Source organism: Pseudomonas sp. R2-7-07 (assembly GCF_003852355.1).
In the GTDB taxonomy this organism is placed as follows: domain Bacteria; phylum Pseudomonadota; class Gammaproteobacteria; order Pseudomonadales; family Pseudomonadaceae; genus Aquipseudomonas.
In genome coordinates this window covers 1,933,193-1,950,672 of record NZ_CP027759.1, presented here as the reverse complement: position 1 = coordinate 1,950,672, position 17,480 = coordinate 1,933,193, and the positions used below count along the sequence as shown (strand labels likewise).

19 protein-coding genes are annotated in these 17,480 nt (G+C 60.9%); 9 read left to right on the top strand and 10 right to left on the bottom strand.

The window, feature by feature from the left end; genetic code table 11:
* Nucleotides 1–79 precede the first annotated feature (79 nt).
* Entirely contained in the window at nucleotides 80–1,753 is a 1,674-nt protein-coding gene (locus C4J86_RS08915) for a DEAD/DEAH box helicase (RefSeq protein WP_124366387.1), read from the bottom strand.
* 424 nt (nucleotides 1,754–2,177) lie between these two features.
* On the opposite strand from C4J86_RS08915, the gene C4J86_RS08910 reads away from it, so the two are divergent.
* Nucleotides 2,178–2,969 (top strand): crotonase/enoyl-CoA hydratase family protein, encoded by a 792-nt coding sequence (locus C4J86_RS08910; protein ID WP_124370133.1) that lies wholly within the window; start codon nucleotides 2,178–2,180, stop codon nucleotides 2,967–2,969.
* A 112-nt stretch (nucleotides 2,970–3,081) separates the two neighbouring features.
* Here the strand turns inward: C4J86_RS08910 and C4J86_RS08905 are convergent, their stop codons facing one another.
* The 3 genes from C4J86_RS08905 to C4J86_RS08895 form a co-directional block, all read right to left on the bottom strand.
* Nucleotides 3,082–3,912, bottom strand: a complete 831-nt coding sequence (locus tag C4J86_RS08905) for an IS3 family transposase (protein WP_256660197.1) — start codon at nucleotides 3,910–3,912, stop codon at nucleotides 3,082–3,084.
* A gap of 8 nt (nucleotides 3,913–3,920) precedes the next feature.
* Nucleotides 3,921–4,229, bottom strand: a complete 309-nt coding sequence (locus C4J86_RS27035; RefSeq protein ID WP_256660109.1) for a transposase — start codon at nucleotides 4,227–4,229, stop codon at nucleotides 3,921–3,923.
* 637 nt (nucleotides 4,230–4,866) lie between these two features.
* The gene (locus C4J86_RS08895) at nucleotides 4,867–5,622 is read right to left on the bottom strand and encodes a spermidine synthase (RefSeq protein ID WP_124370132.1); all 756 of its coding nucleotides are present in this window, start codon (nucleotides 5,620–5,622) and stop codon (nucleotides 4,867–4,869) included.
* Between the two features lie 125 nt (nucleotides 5,623–5,747).
* On the opposite strand from C4J86_RS08895, the gene C4J86_RS08890 reads away from it, so the two are divergent.
* A complete protein-coding gene (locus C4J86_RS08890) occupies nucleotides 5,748–7,094 on the top strand; it encodes a class II 3-deoxy-7-phosphoheptulonate synthase (RefSeq protein ID WP_124370131.1) in 1,347 nt (448 codons plus the stop codon).
* 99 nt (nucleotides 7,095–7,193) lie between these two features.
* Here C4J86_RS08890 and C4J86_RS08885 read toward each other — a convergent pair whose 3' ends face one another.
* Together C4J86_RS08885 and C4J86_RS08880 are read right to left on the bottom strand one after the other, a co-directional pair.
* On the bottom strand, nucleotides 7,194–8,423 hold the full coding sequence (locus C4J86_RS08885; RefSeq protein WP_124370130.1) for a winged helix-turn-helix domain-containing protein: 1,230 nt from the start codon (nucleotides 8,421–8,423) through the stop codon (nucleotides 7,194–7,196).
* A gap of 45 nt (nucleotides 8,424–8,468) precedes the next feature.
* Entirely contained in the window at nucleotides 8,469–8,675 is a 207-nt protein-coding gene (locus C4J86_RS08880) for a DUF1127 domain-containing protein (RefSeq protein ID WP_164487521.1), read from the bottom strand.
* A 70-nt stretch (nucleotides 8,676–8,745) separates the two neighbouring features.
* Here C4J86_RS08880 and C4J86_RS08875 point away from each other — a divergent pair, with 70 nt between their 5' ends.
* Nucleotides 8,746–9,627, top strand: coding sequence for a LysR family transcriptional regulator (locus C4J86_RS08875; protein WP_124370128.1), 882 nt, complete (start codon nucleotides 8,746–8,748; stop codon nucleotides 9,625–9,627).
* Here C4J86_RS08875 and C4J86_RS08870 read toward each other — a convergent pair.
* Nucleotides 9,617–10,366 carry a sulfite exporter TauE/SafE family protein gene (locus tag C4J86_RS08870; RefSeq protein WP_124366380.1) on the bottom strand — a complete coding sequence of 250 codons (750 nt, stop codon included), beginning with the start codon at nucleotides 10,364–10,366 and terminating at the stop codon, nucleotides 9,617–9,619. The two genes, C4J86_RS08875 and C4J86_RS08870, sit on opposite strands and share 11 nt — an antisense overlap.
* A gap of 108 nt (nucleotides 10,367–10,474) precedes the next feature.
* Here C4J86_RS08870 and C4J86_RS08865 point away from each other — a divergent pair, with 108 nt between their 5' ends.
* The 4 genes from C4J86_RS08865 to C4J86_RS08850 all read left to right on the top strand — a co-directional run bounded on the left by C4J86_RS08865 (nucleotide 10,475) and on the right by C4J86_RS08850 (nucleotide 13,650).
* Nucleotides 10,475–11,425, top strand: a complete 951-nt coding sequence (locus C4J86_RS08865) for a LysR family transcriptional regulator (protein ID WP_124370127.1) — start codon at nucleotides 10,475–10,477, stop codon at nucleotides 11,423–11,425.
* A gap of 81 nt (nucleotides 11,426–11,506) precedes the next feature.
* Nucleotides 11,507–11,959 (top strand): MarR family winged helix-turn-helix transcriptional regulator, encoded by a 453-nt coding sequence (locus C4J86_RS08860; protein WP_124370126.1) that lies wholly within the window; start codon nucleotides 11,507–11,509, stop codon nucleotides 11,957–11,959.
* 229 nt (nucleotides 11,960–12,188) lie between these two features.
* A complete protein-coding gene (locus C4J86_RS08855) occupies nucleotides 12,189–12,608 on the top strand; it encodes an organic hydroperoxide resistance protein (RefSeq protein WP_124370125.1) in 420 nt (139 codons plus the stop codon).
* A 25-nt stretch (nucleotides 12,609–12,633) separates the two neighbouring features.
* Nucleotides 12,634–13,650, top strand: coding sequence for an alpha/beta hydrolase (locus tag C4J86_RS08850; protein WP_124370124.1), 1,017 nt, complete (start codon nucleotides 12,634–12,636; stop codon nucleotides 13,648–13,650).
* Nucleotides 13,651–13,715: 65 nt separating this feature from the next.
* On the opposite strand, the gene C4J86_RS08845 is transcribed toward C4J86_RS08850, so the two are convergent.
* The gene (locus tag C4J86_RS08845) at nucleotides 13,716–14,288 is read right to left on the bottom strand and encodes an elongation factor P (protein ID WP_003172723.1); all 573 of its coding nucleotides are present in this window, start codon (nucleotides 14,286–14,288) and stop codon (nucleotides 13,716–13,718) included.
* Nucleotides 14,289–14,337: 49 nt separating this feature from the next.
* Nucleotides 14,338–15,471 (bottom strand): elongation factor P maturation arginine rhamnosyltransferase EarP, encoded by a 1,134-nt coding sequence (gene earP, locus C4J86_RS08840; protein ID WP_124370123.1) that lies wholly within the window; start codon nucleotides 15,469–15,471, stop codon nucleotides 14,338–14,340.
* A 132-nt stretch (nucleotides 15,472–15,603) separates the two neighbouring features.
* Here earP and C4J86_RS08835 point away from each other — a divergent pair, with 132 nt between their 5' ends.
* Together C4J86_RS08835 and C4J86_RS08830 are read left to right on the top strand one after the other, a co-directional pair.
* On the top strand, nucleotides 15,604–15,972 hold the full coding sequence (locus tag C4J86_RS08835; protein WP_124366375.1) for a hypothetical protein: 369 nt from the start codon (nucleotides 15,604–15,606) through the stop codon (nucleotides 15,970–15,972).
* 5 nt (nucleotides 15,973–15,977) lie between these two features.
* Entirely contained in the window at nucleotides 15,978–16,460 is a 483-nt protein-coding gene (locus C4J86_RS08830) for a GreA/GreB family elongation factor (RefSeq protein ID WP_124370122.1), read from the top strand.
* A gap of 39 nt (nucleotides 16,461–16,499) precedes the next feature.
* Here C4J86_RS08830 and cysB read toward each other — a convergent pair whose 3' ends face one another.
* Nucleotides 16,500–17,474 carry an HTH-type transcriptional regulator CysB gene (gene cysB, locus C4J86_RS08825; protein ID WP_124370121.1) on the bottom strand — a complete coding sequence of 325 codons (975 nt, stop codon included), beginning with the start codon at nucleotides 17,472–17,474 and terminating at the stop codon, nucleotides 16,500–16,502.
* Nucleotides 17,475–17,480: the final 6 nt, after the last annotated feature.

Here is a 17,480-nt window from a genome sequence, read left to right as displayed (position 1 = left end):
CTGCCTGAAATCCCAGGCAAAAAAAATCCCCGAACCAGTCGGGGATTTTTTATGTGCGATCAATCAGCCCAAGGGCGGATCAATCTTCGCGGTAGCGACGCAGCTTCAACTGCTTGCCGGCAACGCGTGTGTCTTTGAGCTTGGCCAGCAGTTTTTCCAGACCGTCTTCCGGCAGCTCCACCAGGGAGAAGCTGTCACGGACCTGGATCCGACCGATGGCTTCACGTGCCAGGCCACCCTCGTTGAGGATAGCGCCCAGCAGGTTCTTGGCAGCGATACCGTCACGCGCACCCAGCGCAGTACGGCAACGAGCACGGCCTTCAGCCAATGGAACCGGAGCACGACGCTCACGATCACCACGGTCCGGACGGTCGCCGGTACGCTCTGGACGATCACCGCGTGGCGCGTTGTTCGGTACCAGTGGGCGTTCTTTCTCGATCGCTGCCAAGGTCAGTGCCTGACCGTTGGTAGCCTTGCGCAGCAACGCTGCAGCCAGGGCACGGGGGGTGCAACCGATATCGGCGGTCAGGCGGTCCAGCAGTTCGCCGTGGGTCGATTCAGCGTCAGCCACCAGTGGCGCCAGGCTGTTGGTCAGTTTCTTGATGCGGGCATCGAGAACGGCCTGGGCATCCGGCAGGCGCACTTCGGCCACTTTCTGGCCGGTAACACGCTCGATGACTTGCAGCATGCGGCGCTCACGTGGCGTGACCAGCAGCAATGCCCGACCTTCGCGACCGGCACGGCCGGTACGGCCGATACGGTGAACGTAGGACTCTGGGTCGTACGGCATATCAACGTTGAATACGTGGGTGATACGTGGAACGTCGAGGCCACGGGCGGCAACGTCGGTCGCCACAACGATGTCCAGGCGGCCATCCTTGAGGGAGTCGATCACGCGCTCACGTTGGTTCTGGGCGATGTCACCGTTCAGCGCAGCGGCCTTGTAGCCTTTGGCTTCCAGGGCACTGGCCAGGTCCAGGGTCGCTTGCTTGGTGCGCACGAACATGATCAAGGCGTCGAAGTCTTCGACTTCCAGCAGGCTCAATACAGCCGAGGTCTTCTGGTCAGCGTGAACCAACAGGTGAGCCTGTTCGATCGCGGTAACGGTCTGGGTCTTGGTCTGGATCTTCACGTGTTGCGGATCGCGCAGGTGGCGTTCGGCAATGGCACGGATCGACTGCGGCAGGGTGGCCGAGAACAGTACGGTCTGACGGGTTGGTGGCAGTGCCTTGAAGATGACTTCCAGGTCATCCATGAAGCCCAGCTTCAACATTTCGTCGGCTTCGTCGAGAACCAGGTGGTTCACGGTCGACAGGACTTTCTCGTCGCGACGCAGGTGGTCGCACAGACGGCCCGGGGTGGCGACAACGATCTGTGCGCCGTTACGGATGGCTTTCAGTTGTGGGCCCATAGGCGCGCCGCCGTAAACGGCCACAACGGTTACACCCGGCATTTGCTTGGCGTAGGTTTCGAAAGCGGTTGCTACTTGCAGCGCCAACTCACGGGTTGGCGCCAGGATCAGGGCTTGCGGTTCGCGCTTGGCAGGATCGATGCAGTGCAGGATAGGCAGGGCGAACGCGGCGGTTTTACCGGTACCGGTCTGCGCCTGGCCAATCATGTCCTGGCCGGCCATGATGATCGGGATCGATTGCTGCTGAATAGCCGAAGGTTCTTCGTAGCCGGTCGCGATGACGGCGGCGAGAATGTTCGGATTAAGATTAAAAGCGGCGAAGCCGCCGGTTTCCTGGGTCATGGGTCTGCCTCTAAGTGCATCCGCAAAGACCCATGCTCCAAAGCTGCGCATGCCGTGTTGAGACTCAAGAGTCGCCCTGGCTGCTTTGTCGGCGGGGATTTGCGAAAACGAATGAATGAAAAAGATTCGTCAAGGAAGAGTCCGCTGTGCGGACGTGCAGCCGAAGCTGACTTCGGGGAATTGCGCTACCTAAACGCGGCCCGGTTAAAGACCGGCGCGCACTATACCGGAAATAGCTGAAAAAGGGAGCTTTTTTTATCGCAAAGCACCGATAAACCGCGCTGCGTCACAGCCTTTGCAGATAACTGCGCCAGGGTCTATTTTGCAAAGGCCCGGCCCTGTTGGTCATCACGCTTAAACGGTTCACCTGTCCAGGCCTGCCCCTTGGTCTGAAACCTTAATCCGCGCCCCGAGGGCACACCCGATGAATCAAGCCAGCACCAGCCGCGTTACCCGTGAACTCCAGGGCCATGTCCTGTTGCTGGGGCTGGACCGAGTGGCAAAGCGCAATGCTTTCGACCTCGACCTGCTCAACGAACTGAGCATGGCCTATGGCGATTTTGATCGAAACCCGGACGCGCGCGTTGCCGTGGTGTTTGCCCATGGCGACCACTTCACCGCCGGGCTCGACCTGGCCAATGTCAGCGGCGTCATGGCGGGAGGCTGGCAACCGCCCCTGGGCGGCTGCGACCCCTGGGGCGTGTTCGCCGGTCCCAGGGTCAATAAACCGGTAATCGTGGCCGCCCATGGCTACTGCCTGACCCTCGGCATCGAGCTGATGCTGGCGGCGGATATCAATCTTTGCGCGAGCAACACGCGCTTTGCGCAGATGGAAGTGCAGCGTGGGATCTTTCCGTTTGGCGGTGCGACATTACGCTTTCATCAGATCGCCGGCTGGGGCAATGCGATGCGCTGGCTGCTGACCGGCGACGAGTTCGACGCTCACGAAGCCCTGCGCCTGGGCCTGGTGCAGGAAGTGATGGCCAGCGAAGACCTGCTGCCCCGCGCCATCGAGCTGGCCAATCGCATCGCGCGCCAGGCGCCGCTTGGGGTGCAGGCAACGTTGATGTCGGCGCGATTGGCGCACAAGGAAGGCGAGACCGTGGCGGCCGCCGCGTTGCCGCCGATGGTGAACAAGTTGCTGAACAGCGAAGACGCCAAGGAGGGCGTGCGGGCGATGATCGAGAAGCGGCCTGGGGTGTTCAAGGGTATTTGAGTGGGCAGTGCCGGCCTCATCGGGAGCAAGCCCCCTCCCACAGTTGAAATGCGTTCCAAATGTGGGAGGGGGCTTGTTCTGGTCAAGTTTTTCCGGACACCGATTACGGTGATCAAGCCGCCTCCTGCTCCATGGCTATTGGCGACAGGTAGTTGTTGTAGCTGTGGAGCCTGATTCGGTTGTATCGCATGAAGAAGCTGGTCATATCCTGCTTGGCTTCTTCAACTGTCATATAGCCCTTGGTGGGCACCCACTCTGATTTGAGCGTCCCAAAGAAACGCTCTGTTGGTGCATTGTCCCAGCACTGCCCTCTGCGGCTCATGCTTTGGGTTATCCCATACTCCAGCAACGCGGACTGAAAGAGCTGGCTGGTGTATTGGCAGCCTTGATCCGAATGAAACATCAAGCCTGCATGTTTGCCTCGAACCTCCACCGCCATTCTCAGCGCCTTGCTAACCAGGTTGGCGTCATTGATCAGAGAAAACGCCCAGCCAACGATTCGGCGGGCGAACAGATCAATGACCACTGCCAAGTGATACCAGCGTTTCCCAACCATTAGGCTGGTAACGTCGCCGCACCAGACTTGATTAATTGCGGTTGGCTCGAAGTTACGCTCAAGCAGGTTCTTGGCCACAAATGCTTCAACGCCTCTAGAGCGATATTGATGGCGGCGGCGCTGTCTGCTGGCCAGATTTGCCTCCGCCATAAGTTTTCCGGCCAGATGCCGACCTACCTTGATCTGCTGGGCCTTCAAGTGCTGAGAGATCATCCGTGCACCTGCACTTCCCCGGCTTTCGTCATGCAGTTGCACGACTTTTGCTCTAAGCGCGTCACGCTTGGTATTCGGCTCTGAGCGACGCTTAAGCCAGTCATAAAACGCGCTGCGGGAAACGTTCAGCGCACTACAAAGAAGGCGGGTCGGATATGAGCTCGACTCTCTCAGCTCCTCGATCAGGAAAAACGATCGGGATCCGACATCAAGAGAGCCGTAGCTTTTTTTAAGATTTCAGCCTCGGTCTCCAGGCGCTTGACCTTGGCTCGCAGCTGTTGAAGCTCTCGCTGTTCGTCGCTGATTGCCTTGGTACCTGCCACTGGCTGCCCTTTCTGACGCTCTTTGCGAACCTGATCAATCCAGCGGCGCAGAGCCGTAGGCCCAACGCTCATCGACGCGCAGACGTCAGGAACTGAGCAGTTATCATCAAGAACCATACTTGCAGCACGTTGCTTGAACTCGCGGGTGTAGGTCTTTCGTTCTTGCATGGAACCTCCTGATTGGGCGAATCATATCGCCCTTAAGAGGTGTCCGGGATCATTAGGCCAGTTCAGCTTGCCCCCGATAGCCATGGGTATCTACACAACTTTGGCGTAGCCCTGAACCTGTGGCGAGGGAGCTTGCTCCCGTGGCGTCCTGGCGGCCTATAGCTATCTGACTGATGCCCCGCGTTCCAAATGTGGGAGGGGCGGTGCGACGATTCGACTTGCCCCCGATGGCGGCCTGACAGCCGACCAGGATGTTGGATCAGAGCGAGTACATATCCGTTGCTGCGGTAACGGCGGCTTAGGGGTCCGCCCTGACGGCGGGTCACCTTGGAAAAGAGCCCCAAAGTAACCAAAGGGCTCTTGCCCCACCACTCGGCACCTCGCCTAGGCTCGGTGTGCCCGTAATCCGACAGTGATTTGGGGGGTCGCCGCCACGCGCCATCCATGGCGCGGGGCGGCTAAACCGGCATCCCTGCCGGTTTACCCCCCAAATCACTATCGGATTACGGCCAGCGTGGTTTAACGGGGCGCCTAGATCAAAAGCAAGATCAAGAGCGGCTCGCTTCGCATCGTGGTTACCGTAGGCTGCTACAAAATTGTGTAGATACCCATGCCCCGATAGCGCCAGAACAGACGCCTAGGTCGCCGGCCGAATCGCCTTGATCAACGCCTGCAACGAATACCCCAGTCGCGGCGCCAAGGCCTCGGCGCGAGCGGACAGCGCCTCCAGGTCCAGCTCCTGATCCAGCTCCGAAGGCACCAGCAGGATCACGTTGCCCTCCTTCACCGGCAGTTCCCAGTAATGCCGGTGATACAACCCGCGCAACAACGCCGCGCCCAGCGGCTTGCCATCATCGGTGGCCCACTGGTTGATCACCAGCCAACCGCCGGGATTGAGCTTTTTCTGGCAATTCTCCAGGAACGTCCAGGCCAGGTGACCGACGCCAGGCCCCACGTCGGTGTACAGGTCGACGAAGATCAGGTCGGCCGATTCGGCGCTGTCGAGCAACTCCAGGGCATCGCCGATACGGATATACAGGCGTGGATCATCGTCCAGGCCCAGATATTCAATCGCCAGGCGCGGTACGTCGGGGCGCAGCTCGATGGCTTCGACGTCCTCAAGCGCCAGGAACTTGAGGCAGGCCTGGGTCAGCGTGCCGGCGCCAAGGCCAAGGAACAGCGCGCTCTCCGGCTGTTCATGGCACAACGCACCGACCAACATGGCGCGGGTGTAGTCATACTCCAGCCAGCTCGGGTCGGCGGTGAACACGCAGCTTTGCTCGATGGCATCGCCAAATTCGAGAAAACGGTAATCGGCCACTTCCAATACACGGATCATGCCGAAATCATCATGGACTTCGGCCAGCAGGCGCTCGACACGCTCCTCGCTCATCACTACTCCTAACGGGTTGGCTGCGGGGCAAAGTGCGCGATTGTCGGCCAAGCGACGGCAGCAGGTCACGCACTAATTGCTGCTAACATTGACGCCCGAGCGTCAACCTACCCAACGAGTGCATGATGAGCCAACCCTGGAGCCCCGACAGCTGGCGTGCCCTGCCGATCCAGCAACAACCCCGGTACCCGGATGCCGCGCACCTGCTGCAAGTGGAGCAGAGCCTGGCCAGTTACCCGCCGCTGGTGTTTGCCGGGGAAGCCCGCGAATTGCGTCGTCAGTTTGCCGAAGTCACCCAGGGTCGCGCCTTCCTGCTGCAAGGCGGTGACTGCGCCGAGAGCTTTGCCGAGTTTTCCGCCGCAAAAATCCGCGACACCTTCAAGGTGCTGCTGCAGATGGCGATCGTCATGACCTTCGCCGCCGGCTGCCCGGTGGTGAAGGTCGGGCGCATGGCCGGCCAGTTCGCCAAGCCGCGCTCGTCCAACGATGAAACCATCGACGGCGTTACCCTGCCCGCCTACCGCGGCGATATCGTCAATGGCATCGGCTTCGACGAAAAGAGCCGCGTCCCGGACCCGGACCGCCTGTTGCAGAGCTACCACCAGTCCACCGCCACCCTCAACCTGCTGCGCGCGTTTGCCCAGGGTGGCTTCGCTGACCTGCACCAGGTGCACAAGTGGAACCTGGACTTCATTGCCAACTCCGCGCTGGCCGAAAAGTACAGCCAACTGGCCGACCGCATCGACGAGACCCTGGCCTTCATGCGCGCCTGCGGCATGGACGATTCGCCGCAACTGCGCGAGACCAGCTTCTTCACCGCTCACGAAGCGTTGCTGCTCAACTATGAAGAAGCCTTCGTGCGCCGTGACAGCCTGACCAACGACTACTACGACTGCTCAGCCCATATGCTCTGGATCGGCGACCGTACTCGTCAGCTGGATGGCGCCCACGTCGAGTTCCTGCGCGGGGTGAACAACCCGATCGGGGTCAAGGTCGGCCCGAGCATGAACCCGGACGACCTGATCCGCCTGATCGACATCCTCAACCCGGACAACGACCCTGGCCGCCTGAACCTGATCGCACGCATGGGCGCCAATAAGGTCGGCGACCACCTGCCTGACCTGATTCGCACCGTGCAGCGCGAAGGCAAGCACGTGCTGTGGAGCAGCGACCCGATGCATGGCAACACCATTAAGGCCAGCAGCGGCTACAAGACCCGCGACTTTGCGCAGATCCTCGGCGAAGTGAAAGAGTTCTTCCAGGTACACCAGGCTGAAGGCAGCTATGCCGGCGGCATTCATATCGAGATGACCGGGCAGAACGTCACCGAGTGCATTGGCGGCGCACGGCCGATCACCGAGGACGGCTTGTCGGACCGCTATCACACCCACTGCGACCCGCGGATGAATGCTGATCAGTCGCTGGAACTGGCGTTTTTGATTGCCGAAACCTTGAAACAGGTTAAACGCTGAAGACGTTGTCGCCTGGACTGATGCCATCGGGGGCAAGCCCCCTCCCACAGGTTGGAATGCATTTCAAAATGTGGGAGGGGGCTTGCCCCCGATGGCGCCCTAAAAACCAACATCCAGACCGAGCATTGCCACCCGTAACCGCGCGGCGCTCGGCCGCTGGCAATTGAGCACGACCTGTTGCAGCCCCAACCAATCGGCCATCTGCCGCAGGTTCAGCGCCAACGCCAACATCCCCTGCTCATCCAGCCCCCGCTCTTCCTCGTGCACCGCATGCACCGCCAGGCACCCGTTGGCTCGTTCGGCACGCACGTCGACGCGCGCAGCGATCCGCTCGTTGTGCAAAAACGGCAGCACGTAGTAGCCGTACACCCGCTTGTGTTGCGGGGTGTAAATTTCCAGCCGGTAACGGAAATCGAACAGGCGCTCGGTGCGGGCACGCTCCCAGATCAACGAATCAAAGGGCGACAGCAAGGCGCTGGCCGGCACGTTGCGTGGCACTTTGGGTGCCGGCAAGCAATACGCCGGCTGCTTCCAGCCTTGCACTTGGCAGTTCAGCAACTGTCCATCCTCGATCAGCTCGGCCAGGCGCTGGCGGCTGTCGACGGGTTCGAGGCGAAAGTAATCGCGCAGGTCTTTTTCAGTGGCCACTCCCAGGGCGGTTGCGCTGTGCAACAACAAGCCCCGCTGGGCCTCGGCTTCGCTCAGGTTGGCTTGAAGGACTCCGGCGGGGAATACCCGTTCGGGCAAATCATAGAGGCGTTCAAAGCCACGCCGCCCGGCAACGGTGACCAGACCGGCCGCGAACAGCCATTCCAACGCGTGCTTCTCGTCGCTCCAGTCCCACCAGGGCCCGGCACGCACCTCGCGGGTCGACAAACTGCCCGCGCCCAAGGCGCCCTGCTCTTCGACGGCGCGCAGTACGCGCTGGACAGTGCCCTGCTGCTCACGCCCGAATCGCGCCATTTGCGCGTAGATCCCCTGCCCTTGTTTGGCCCGCTCCATGCGCCAGCGCATCATTGGGTACAGCGCCATGGGCAGCAACGAGGCTTCGTGCCCCCAATATTCGAACAGCGAGCGCTGCCGCCCCTGGCTCCAGGCGGCCTGTTCGAGCATCAAGGGAGAATAACGGCCCAACCGAGAAAACAGCGGCAGGTAATGGGAGCGCACCACGGCATTGACCGAATCGATCTGCAGCACACCGAGGCGCTCGATCACACGGTTGAGGTGCGCGGCTTTTATCTGTGCCGGCGGCTGGCGCCCGGAAAACCCCTGGGCTGCCAGCGCCATGCGTCGTGCTTGCTTGAGGGAAAAGGACAGGACGGCGGGCATGGATAGCTCCTTGAATACGCGCGTCCTACCCTACTGTATTCCCGGTTACTTTCGCAGCGGGTCTTCCCAGAAATGTCGATGGATTTCCTGCTCCACATCGATACGGTTAAGACCGATATCCTTGAGCGCGTCGTCGCTCATGCCCGCCAGCATCTGGCGTTCACGATGCAGCGCCTGCCAACGCGAAATCGTATGAAGAAGCCCGGAAAGCGGCCACTTTGCCATCAATACAACATCTGTTTGACCTTTCATCTTCTCGCCCTCCAGTGGGGATGACGCCAGTGTGTGCCTGGGCATATGATCAATCCAACGAATGTTTCTTATGAAACACATCTCGGAGATTGATCAATTGTCCACGTACCCCAGCATCGACACCGAAGTGCTGCGCACCTTCGTCGCCATCGCCGATCAGGGCGGTTTTACCCGGGCAGGCGAGCTGGTCAACCGCACCCAGTCGGCGGTGAGCATGCAGATGAAACGCCTGGAAGAAGACGTGCTGCAGCGCAAGCTGTTCGAACGCGATGGCCGTCAGGTGCGGCTGACCCCCGAGGGCCAAGTGTTGCTGGGTTATGCGCGGCGCATCCTGAAATTGCACAGCGAAGTGTTCAACACCCTGCGCGAGCCGCATATGGTGGGCCTGGTACGCATCGGCACGCCGGACGATTACGTGATGCGCTTCCTGCCGGGCATCCTCAAGCAGTTTTCCAAGGCTTACCCGCTGATCCAGATCGAACTGCACTGCGAGTCGTCAACGGTGCTGATGCAGCGCCGGGACCTGGCACTGACCGTGATCAGCCGCGAGCCCGGCAATGATCTCGGTGAATTCCTGCGCACTGAGCGCATGGTGTGGGCCGCCTCGCCGTGTTTCTGCGTGGACGAGCATGACGCCATGCCGCTGGCGGTTTCCGGCGAAGACTGCGTTTACACGCAGTGGGCGCGAGCGGCACTGGATGCGGCCGGACGGGATTATCGCCTGGCCTATCACAGCTCCAACGGCGCGGCGATCCTGGCAGTCGTCAGTGCCGGCCTGGCGGCAATGATCAGCATGGAAAGCCTGGTGCCCCAGGACCTGCGCGTACTCGGCAGCGACGAAGGCTTCCCACCCTTGCCGTCGATGCACCTGCGCTTGTTGCGCAATCCGCAGATGACGTCGCCCATCACCGAATGCCTGGCCGACTACATCCTCGAAGGCTTCAGACTTTAAAGGTCAGCATCACCGCGCACACCACCAGGAAGCCGCAGAACAGGCCACGCAATACGCGCTCGGGCAGCGCATGGGCAACTTTCACGCCCCAGCTGATACTGAGCAGGCCGCCCACCGCCAACGGCACGCCGATCAGCCAGTCCACCTGGTGGTGCCAGGCGTAGGTGACCAGCGTCACTCCGGTGCTGGGCAGCGCCAACGCAAGGGACAAGCCTTGGGCGACGACCTGGGTGGTGCCGAAAACACTGGTCAGCACCGGCGTGGCCACCACCGCGCCACCCACGCCAAACAGCCCGCCCATGGCGCCCGACGCTGCGCCGAGTACGCCCAACCAGGGCCAGGAATAGCGCATTTGCGCGGTCGGCGGTGCGTTGCGGGTGAACATGCGCAACAGGTTATAGGCCGCCAGCACCACCAAAAACACGATAAACCCAATCCGCATCGCCCCGGCATCCAGGCCTACCGCCCAGATCGATCCTAGCCAGGCAAAGCTGAAGCCCATCACACCCAGCGGCAAGGCGTGGCGCAGCTCGATGCGGTTGCGCTGGTGATAGCGCCACAGGGCCAGCATCACGTTGGGGACTACCATGACCAGCGCAGTGCCTTGGGCGATCTGCTGGTCCAGGCCGAACAGCACCCCCAGCACGGGGATGGCAATCAGCCCGCCTCCAATGCCAAACAAGCCGCCCACTGTGCCAAGGGCCGCACCCAATACCAGGTACATCGCTAAATCCAACACCGCTCGCTACTCCGTCATCCCAAGCCTCGCATGCTACGCAGTCGGCCCTGGTACGGAAACGCACAGCAACGCACAATGGTTGTGCCAACCTCGCATAAGCATGAGCCGATGAATCCCAATACCCTCACCGACCAACTGTGCCTGTTTCTCGATGTACTCGAAACCGGCAGCTTTTCCGCCGCTGCACGCCGCCATCCGCTGACCCCCTCGGCCGTGGCGCGGCGTATCGACAGCCTGGAAAACTCAGTCGGCAGCCGCCTGTTCCAGCGCAGCACCCATGCCGTGGTGCCCACCCCGGCTGGCCTGGCCTTTGCCGAGCGGGCGCGACGGATTGTGAGTGAATTGCAACTGGCGCGCGCCGAAGCCGTGTCGTTGAGCCATGCGCCGGAAGGCCTGATCCGCATGGATGCACCGGCGGCTTTCGGGCGACGGCACCTGGCGCCGGTGATTGCAGATTTCCTGAAGGTGTACCCTGGACTGGATGTGCACCTGCATCTGATCGACAGCTTTGTTGATATGCAGGGCGCGCATTTGGGCAAGGTCGACCTGGTACTGCGCGCCGGGCATATAGCCGACACCCGGCTGATCGCCACGCCGCTCGCCAGTATTGTGCGCATCGCCTGCGCCAGTCCGGGCTACCTGAAAAGCCGCGGCACGCCGACGCACCCGCGGGAGCTGAGCGAACATGACGGCCTGGATTGGGACGGGTTGGCGCCGATGTTCGCCTGGCGCTTCGAACTGGACGGGCGCCGTGCCATCTACCGCCCTCGCCGTATCCGTATGAGCGCCAACAATGCCGAAGCTCTGCTCAGCGGCGCCCTGGCGGGGTTGGGTATTGCGCACCTGCCGACATGGCTGGCCAGCGAATACCTGGTGCGCGGTGAACTCTTGCCCCTGTTTTGTGAAAACGGCTTGCCCAGCCCGGAAACCACTGGCATTTACGCGCTACGCCTGGAACAACAACCCAATGCGCGCAGCCGATTGCTGCTGGAATACCTGAAGTCCCGTTTCAGCCCGGTGCCACCCTGGGATCTGGCGCTGCGAAGCACCATGGTCTGACCGTCCGGGTAGAATTATCTGGTGCATTAAAGATTTGCCCGCTAGATTCCAGCCCATACAGGCTTTTTTCGAGGCAACGCCATGAGCAAGAATCCCACACCCTGCGAATCCTTGATGCTGGATAACCAGCTATGTTTCGCGTTGCATTCCACCTCGCTGCTGATGACCAAGGTCTACAAGCCTCTCCTCCAGGCGCTCGGCCTGACTTATCCGCAGTACCTGGCCATGATGGTGCTGTGGGAAGAAGATGGTTTGACCGTCGGTGAAATCAGCAATCGCCTGCTCACCGACCCCGGCTCCCTGACGCCGCTGCTCAAGCGCCTTGAAGCCGAAGGCCTGTTGAGCCGCACCCGCAGCCGCGAAGACGAACGCGTGGTGGTGGTGGAGTTGACCGACGCCGGGCGGGCGCTGCAGGACCGTGCGATGGGTATTCCCCAGTGCATCCTGGGAGCCAGCGGACTGGAACTGGAGCAGCTACGCAAGCTGCAGGCGGATTTGATTGCCCTGCGCACCAACCTGCAGAACGCAATCTAAAGACGCAACTGAACATGTGGGAGGGGGCTTGCTCCCGATAGCGGTGGGCCAGATACGCATTGAGTGGCTGGCGCACCGCTATCGGGAGCAAGCCCCCTCCCACATTGTTTTCCATCGCCCAAAAATATTTATAAAATTATCTTGCGCGCTAAACATTAGCGCTATACATTCACTTCACCAACTACTTAGCGCACAAACATTTAGCGCTAACAACACAGAGGACGACACCATGCAAACGCTCTATACCGCAGTAGCCACCGCCACCGGCGGCCGTGATGGTCGCGCTGTCTCCAGCGACAACATCCTCGACGTCAAACTCTCCACCCCCAAGGAATTGGGCGGCGCTGGCGGCCAAGCCACCAACCCTGAGCAACTGTTCGCTGCCGGCTACTCGGCCTGCTTTATCGGCGCGCTGAAATTCGTCGCCAGCCAGACCAAACGCAAGATCCCGGATGGCGCTTCGATCACCGCCCATGTGGGCATCGGCCAGATCCCTGGTGGCTTCGGCTTGGACATCGACCTGCACATCAGCCTGCCAGGCCTGGCGCAAGACGATGCGCAAAGCCTGGTCGACGCCGCCCACCAGGTCTGCCCGTACTCCAACGCCACTCGCGGCAACGTTGATGTGCGCCTGCACGTAACCGTTTAACCACGCGCCCAGATCGGAGAAGACCATGAACACCTTTGCTAAAGCGCTCACCGGCAGCCTGCTTGCCCTGTCCATCAGCACCGCCTTCGCCGCTAGCGGTGATGTGGAGCACAGTACCCAGGGTTTCCTGGATGCGCTGAACGCCGGCACCGGCAAGCCCATCGAGCAATTGACGCCCCAACAGGCCCGTGCGGTGCTGACGGGTGCCCAGGCCGGGGTGAAGTTGAGCCTGCCCAAGGCAGACGTGAGCCAGAAGGCCATTCAGGTCGACGGCCAGCCGCTGGACCTGACCATTGTGCGTCCAGCCGGGGCCAAGGGCGCTTTGCCGGTGTTCATGTTCTTCCACGGCGGTGGTTGGGTGCTGGGGGATTACCCCACCCATGAACGCCTGGTGCGGGACCTGGTGGTGGGTTCGGGGGCAGTGGCGGTGTTCGTCAACTACACGCCGTCACCGGAAGCGCATTACCCCGTGGCGATCAACCAAGCGTATGGCGCGACAAAATGGGTGGCCGAGCACGGTAAAGAGATCAACGTCGATGGCAAGCGCCTGGCGGTCGCGGGCAACAGTGTCGGCGGCAACATGGCAGCGGTGGTCAGCCTGATGGCCAAGGACAAGGGTACGCCGGCGATCAAGTTCCAACTGCTGCTGTGGCCGGTGACCGATGCCAACTTCGACACGGGTTCCTACAACCAGTACGCCGAGGGGCACTTCCTCACCCGGAACATGATGAAATGGTTCTGGGACAATTACACCACCGACGCCAACCAGCGCGCCGAGATCTACGCCTCGCCACTACGAGCCACCCCTGATCAACTCAAGGGGTTGCCACCTGCGATGGTGCAAACCGCTGGCGCCGATGTACTGCGTGACGAGGGTGAAGCCTACGCCCGCAAGCTGGATCAGGCCGGCGTGCCGGTGACTACCGTACGCTACAACGGCATGATCCACGACTACGGTTTGCTGAACGTGGTCAGCCAGGTACCGGCGGTGCGCTCGGCATTGCTGCAAGCGTCGGACGAACTCAAGCAACACCTGAAGTAAACCCCGCAGGCACAAAAAAGCCCGACGCATGGTCGGGCTTTTCCGTTCGTAAGGCAGGGCCAGAATTACTTCTTGGCGCGACCTTTGTACGAACCACCTTCGCGGGTGTCGATCTCGATCAGGTCGTCGATTTCGATGAAATCGGCTACTTGCAGCTCGGTACCGTTGCTCAGTTTGGCAGGCTTCATCACCTTGCCGGAAGTGTCGCCGCGAGCGGAACCTTCGGTGTAGGCCACTTTACGCACGATGGTGGTCGGCAGCTCTACGGAAACCAGGCGCTCTTCGAAGAAGATCGCTTCGCAGACGTCTTCCATGCCTTCTTCGATGAACGGCAGAACGGCTTCGATATCTTCAGCGTTCAGCTCGTACATGGTGTAGTCGGTGGTGTCCATGAACGTGTAGGTGTCGCCGCTGATGAAGGACAGGGTCGCTTCCTTGCGGTCGAGGATCACGTCGTCCAGTTTGTCATCGGCGCTGTAGACGATCTCGGTCTTGTAACCGGTCAGCAGGTTCTTCAGCTTGGTCTTCATGATGGCGCTGTTACGACCAGACTTGGTGAACTCAGCTTTCTGAACCAGCCAAGGGTCGTTTTCGAGACGGATCACTGTACCGGGTTTCAGTTCTTTACCAGTTTTCATTGCATATATCCGAAATTTGGATGGGATTTACAAAAATCAAGGTGGCGTATCATATCCAACTTTCATAAAACTGTACCAGCGCCGTCGCAAGATCGGCCTGCAAGCCCTGTTCCAGACACCAGTCTTGCGCATGCTGGCTGAGTTCCGGCCAGTGCTCCAGCAGCATTTTCCAGGGTTGGGCCATATCGCCCTCGGTATTCCAGGCTTGCCAGAGTGCAACCAGCGCCGCCTTGGCCGCCGGCGACAATGCGGCGGTGTACAGCTCGAGGAACGCATCGAGCTTGTCGAGATGGATGTCGTCGTCCTGACGATAGATGTGCCACAGCAACGGGCGCCCGGCCCACTGGGCGCGCACGAACGAGTCTTCGCCACGCACGGCATTGATGTCACAGCACCACAGCAATAGGTCGTACTGGGCCTGGCGCACGAACGGCAGCACTTGCACAGTCAAGGCCCCGCGCTGGTGAACAACACCTGCCGTCAACCCCTCCTCGCCCAGCCAGCGCTGCACGTCACCCAGGATGCGCCCTTCCGGCACCAACAGATGAGTGGCACGCCCGTCTGTCGACAACACGTCCAGCCAACTGCCGAGCCCGGCGTTTTCGTAGGCGAACAGTGAGATCAGGCGCGCATCGGCTAGCGGAAATACGCCCAGGCTTTGCAGGAATTGTCGCTGCGCATCGGCATCCTGCTGAAAAGCCTGACGCTGTTGCAGCAGCCCCGCCTCACGCAACAGCCCGCCGGTGCCTGGACGAAAGCCCGGAAAAAAGAAGTACTTCTGCACACCCTTGAACTTCACCGACGGCAGGCGGTGACAGCCCACCACCCAGTCTTCGGCGCTGAGGTAATCCAGGTTCATCCACAACGGCGTGCGTTCACGCGCGGCCATGGCTTCCATATAGTCAGGCGGCAGCTGGCAAGCGAACGCGGCAATCACCACATCGGCCGCAGGCGTTGTCGACCAGTCAAACGGCCAGTGGCGCACATCCACACCCGCTTGCCATTGCTGCGCCAGGTTTACATCGATCTGTGGGCACATGCGCTCGAAGGCGCGCAGGTCATCGACCCACAGGCGCACATCGCACGCGTGCTCCGCGACCAATTGGCGGGCCAGGCGCCAGGTCACGCCGATGTCGCCGTAGTTATCGACGACGCTGCAAAAAATATCCCAGCGGGCTTTCATTCCGGGCTCCACGGCTCAAAGGCTCGATTGTCCGCATAAATGCGCCGATGCAGAAGGCTTGATCGCGATTATTCTGCGCAGTGGCTGTGCGACAATCGCTGCCACGCCGTCAATGCCTGCCAGGAGGCCACCATGTCTGACCGTCCGCTGTCGCTGTTCAAGCTGTGTATCGCCATTGCCGCGGGCGTGTGGCTGGGGTTTATCGCCATCGCGCTGACCAGCTGGCTGGCATCGCGCTACCTGTTCCCGCAGAGCCTCGCACCCGTGGCCCAGGCGGTGCAGCAACTGGGTAAGCCGACCGTGGTCGCGCCGGAGCCGCCGAACCGTATGTTCGAGCAGTACCAGCAGAACCTGCAAAAGCAGGAGCAGCAACAAGCCCTGGACCAGGCCCGAAGCAATGCGCGCAACCTGGCCAACCCCAAATGCCAGTTCTGGCTGCAACAGGATCAGAACGCTCCAAATGAAAAATCCAAAGCCAATGTCCTGCAATTCTGCGATTAGAGATCATGAATAAACACGCCGTCCTCCAGCTGATCCTGGAAAAACTCTGCGCCGACCTCGACATCGCCCAGCGCGCCGCGCAAACCGCCTACGAGACAGCGACACACGAGGAGAACATCGCAGAAAACAAGTACGACACTTTGGGGCTGGAGGCTTCGTATCTGGCGGCCGGCCAGGCCAAGCGGGTCGAAGAGATCAAGCAGTCGCTGGCGCTGTGCCAGAACCTGCAGGTGCGTGCGTACGATGACCAACGCGGGATCGAAGTGGGTACGCTGCTGGGCCTGGAAGACGAGAACGGTCGCCAGCAATGGCTGTTCCTGGCGCCGGATGCCGCGGGGTTAAAGGTTGAAGTGGTCGGCCAGCCGGTAACCGTCATCACCCCGCGCTCGCCCTTGGGCAAAAGCCTGCTGGGCAAGCGTGTCGAGGATGAGGTAGAGATTCTGGTGGCGGGCGCCCGGCAACATTTCACGGTTACCGAGGCCAGATAAAGCGCGGTGGCGAGGGCGCTGGCTCCCTCGCCATAGGGATCAGTGAACCGGCAGTTCAACGCCGTCGAACAGCTCTTCGAGTTCCTGCTTGTTGTGGCACTGGATCGCCTTGGCCATCACTTCGCGGGTCAGGTGCGGGGCGAATTTCTCGATGAAATCGCACATGAAACCGCGCAGGAAGGTGCCACGACGGAAGCCGATCTTGGTCACGCTGGACTCGAACAGCTCGCTGGCATCGAGCACCACCAGGTCTTTATCGAGCTGGGTGTCGACCGCCATCTTGGCGACGATGCCCACGCCCAGGCCCAGGCGCACGTAAGTCTTGATCACGTCGGCGTCGGCTGCGGTGAACACCACTTTCGGCGTAAGGCCACGGTGGCTGAAGGCTTCGTCGAGCTTCGAACGACCGGTGAAACCAAACACGTAGGTGACGATGGGGTATTCCGCCAGGGCTTCCAGGGTCAGCTTCGACAACTTGGCCAGTGGGTGCCCCTGGGGCACGACCACGCAACGGTTCCAGCGGTAGCACGGCATCATCACCAAATCACCGAACAGCTCCAGGGCTTCGGTGGCGATCGCGAAATCGACGGTGCCATCAGCGGCCATCTCGGCAATCTGCATCGGCGAGCCCTGGTGCATGTGCAACGCCACGTCCGGGTATTGCTTGATGAAATCACGGATCACCGGCGGCAAGGCGTAGCGTGCCTGGGTGTGGGTGGTGGCAATCGACAGGGTGCCCTTCTTCTCGTTGGAGAATTCCTGGGCGATCTGCTTGATGCTTTCGACTTTGCGCAGAATCTCACCGGCGGTGGTGATGATGCGCTCGCCGGCCGGGGTGACGCGGGTCAGATGCTTGCCGCTGCGCGCGAACACTTCAACGCCCAGCTCGTCTTCGAGCAGGCGGATCTGCTTGCTGATACCGGGTTGCGACGTGTAAAGGCTTTGAGCGGTAGCGGAAACGTTGAGGTCGTGGTGCGCCACTTCCCAGATGTAGCGCAGTTGTTGAAGCTTCATATGAAT

Excerpts from the sequence above, each read along its gene's own strand:
- C4J86_RS08915 (WP_124366387.1), bottom strand. The coding sequence starts at position 1,753 with ATGACCCAGGAAACCGGCGGCTTCGCCGCTTTTAATCTTAATCCGAAC.
- C4J86_RS08910 (WP_124370133.1), top strand. The coding sequence starts at position 2,178 with ATGAATCAAGCCAGCACCAGCCGCGTTACCCGTGAACTCCAGGGCCAT.
- C4J86_RS27035 (WP_256660109.1), bottom strand. The coding sequence starts at position 4,229 with ATGCAAGAACGAAAGACCTACACCCGCGAGTTCAAGCAACGTGCTGCA.
- C4J86_RS08895 (WP_124370132.1), bottom strand. The coding sequence starts at position 5,622 with ATGAGCGAGGAGCGTGTCGAGCGCCTGCTGGCCGAAGTCCATGATGAT.
- C4J86_RS08890 (WP_124370131.1), top strand. The coding sequence starts at position 5,748 with ATGAGCCAACCCTGGAGCCCCGACAGCTGGCGTGCCCTGCCGATCCAG.
- C4J86_RS08885 (WP_124370130.1), bottom strand. The coding sequence starts at position 8,423 with ATGCCCGCCGTCCTGTCCTTTTCCCTCAAGCAAGCACGACGCATGGCG.
- C4J86_RS08880 (WP_164487521.1), bottom strand. The coding sequence starts at position 8,675 with ATGAAAGGTCAAACAGATGTTGTATTGATGGCAAAGTGGCCGCTTTCC.
- C4J86_RS08875 (WP_124370128.1), top strand. The coding sequence starts at position 8,746 with ATGAAACACATCTCGGAGATTGATCAATTGTCCACGTACCCCAGCATC.
- C4J86_RS08865 (WP_124370127.1), top strand. The coding sequence starts at position 10,475 with ATGAATCCCAATACCCTCACCGACCAACTGTGCCTGTTTCTCGATGTA.
- C4J86_RS08860 (WP_124370126.1), top strand. The coding sequence starts at position 11,507 with ATGAGCAAGAATCCCACACCCTGCGAATCCTTGATGCTGGATAACCAG.
- C4J86_RS08855 (WP_124370125.1), top strand. The coding sequence starts at position 12,189 with ATGCAAACGCTCTATACCGCAGTAGCCACCGCCACCGGCGGCCGTGAT.
- C4J86_RS08850 (WP_124370124.1), top strand. The coding sequence starts at position 12,634 with ATGAACACCTTTGCTAAAGCGCTCACCGGCAGCCTGCTTGCCCTGTCC.
- C4J86_RS08845 (WP_003172723.1), bottom strand. The coding sequence starts at position 14,288 with ATGAAAACTGGTAAAGAACTGAAACCCGGTACAGTGATCCGTCTCGAA.
- earP (WP_124370123.1), bottom strand. The coding sequence starts at position 15,471 with ATGAAAGCCCGCTGGGATATTTTTTGCAGCGTCGTCGATAACTACGGC.
- C4J86_RS08835 (WP_124366375.1), top strand. The coding sequence starts at position 15,604 with ATGTCTGACCGTCCGCTGTCGCTGTTCAAGCTGTGTATCGCCATTGCC.
- C4J86_RS08830 (WP_124370122.1), top strand. The coding sequence starts at position 15,978 with ATGAATAAACACGCCGTCCTCCAGCTGATCCTGGAAAAACTCTGCGCC.
- cysB (WP_124370121.1), bottom strand. The coding sequence starts at position 17,474 with ATGAAGCTTCAACAACTGCGCTACATCTGGGAAGTGGCGCACCACGAC.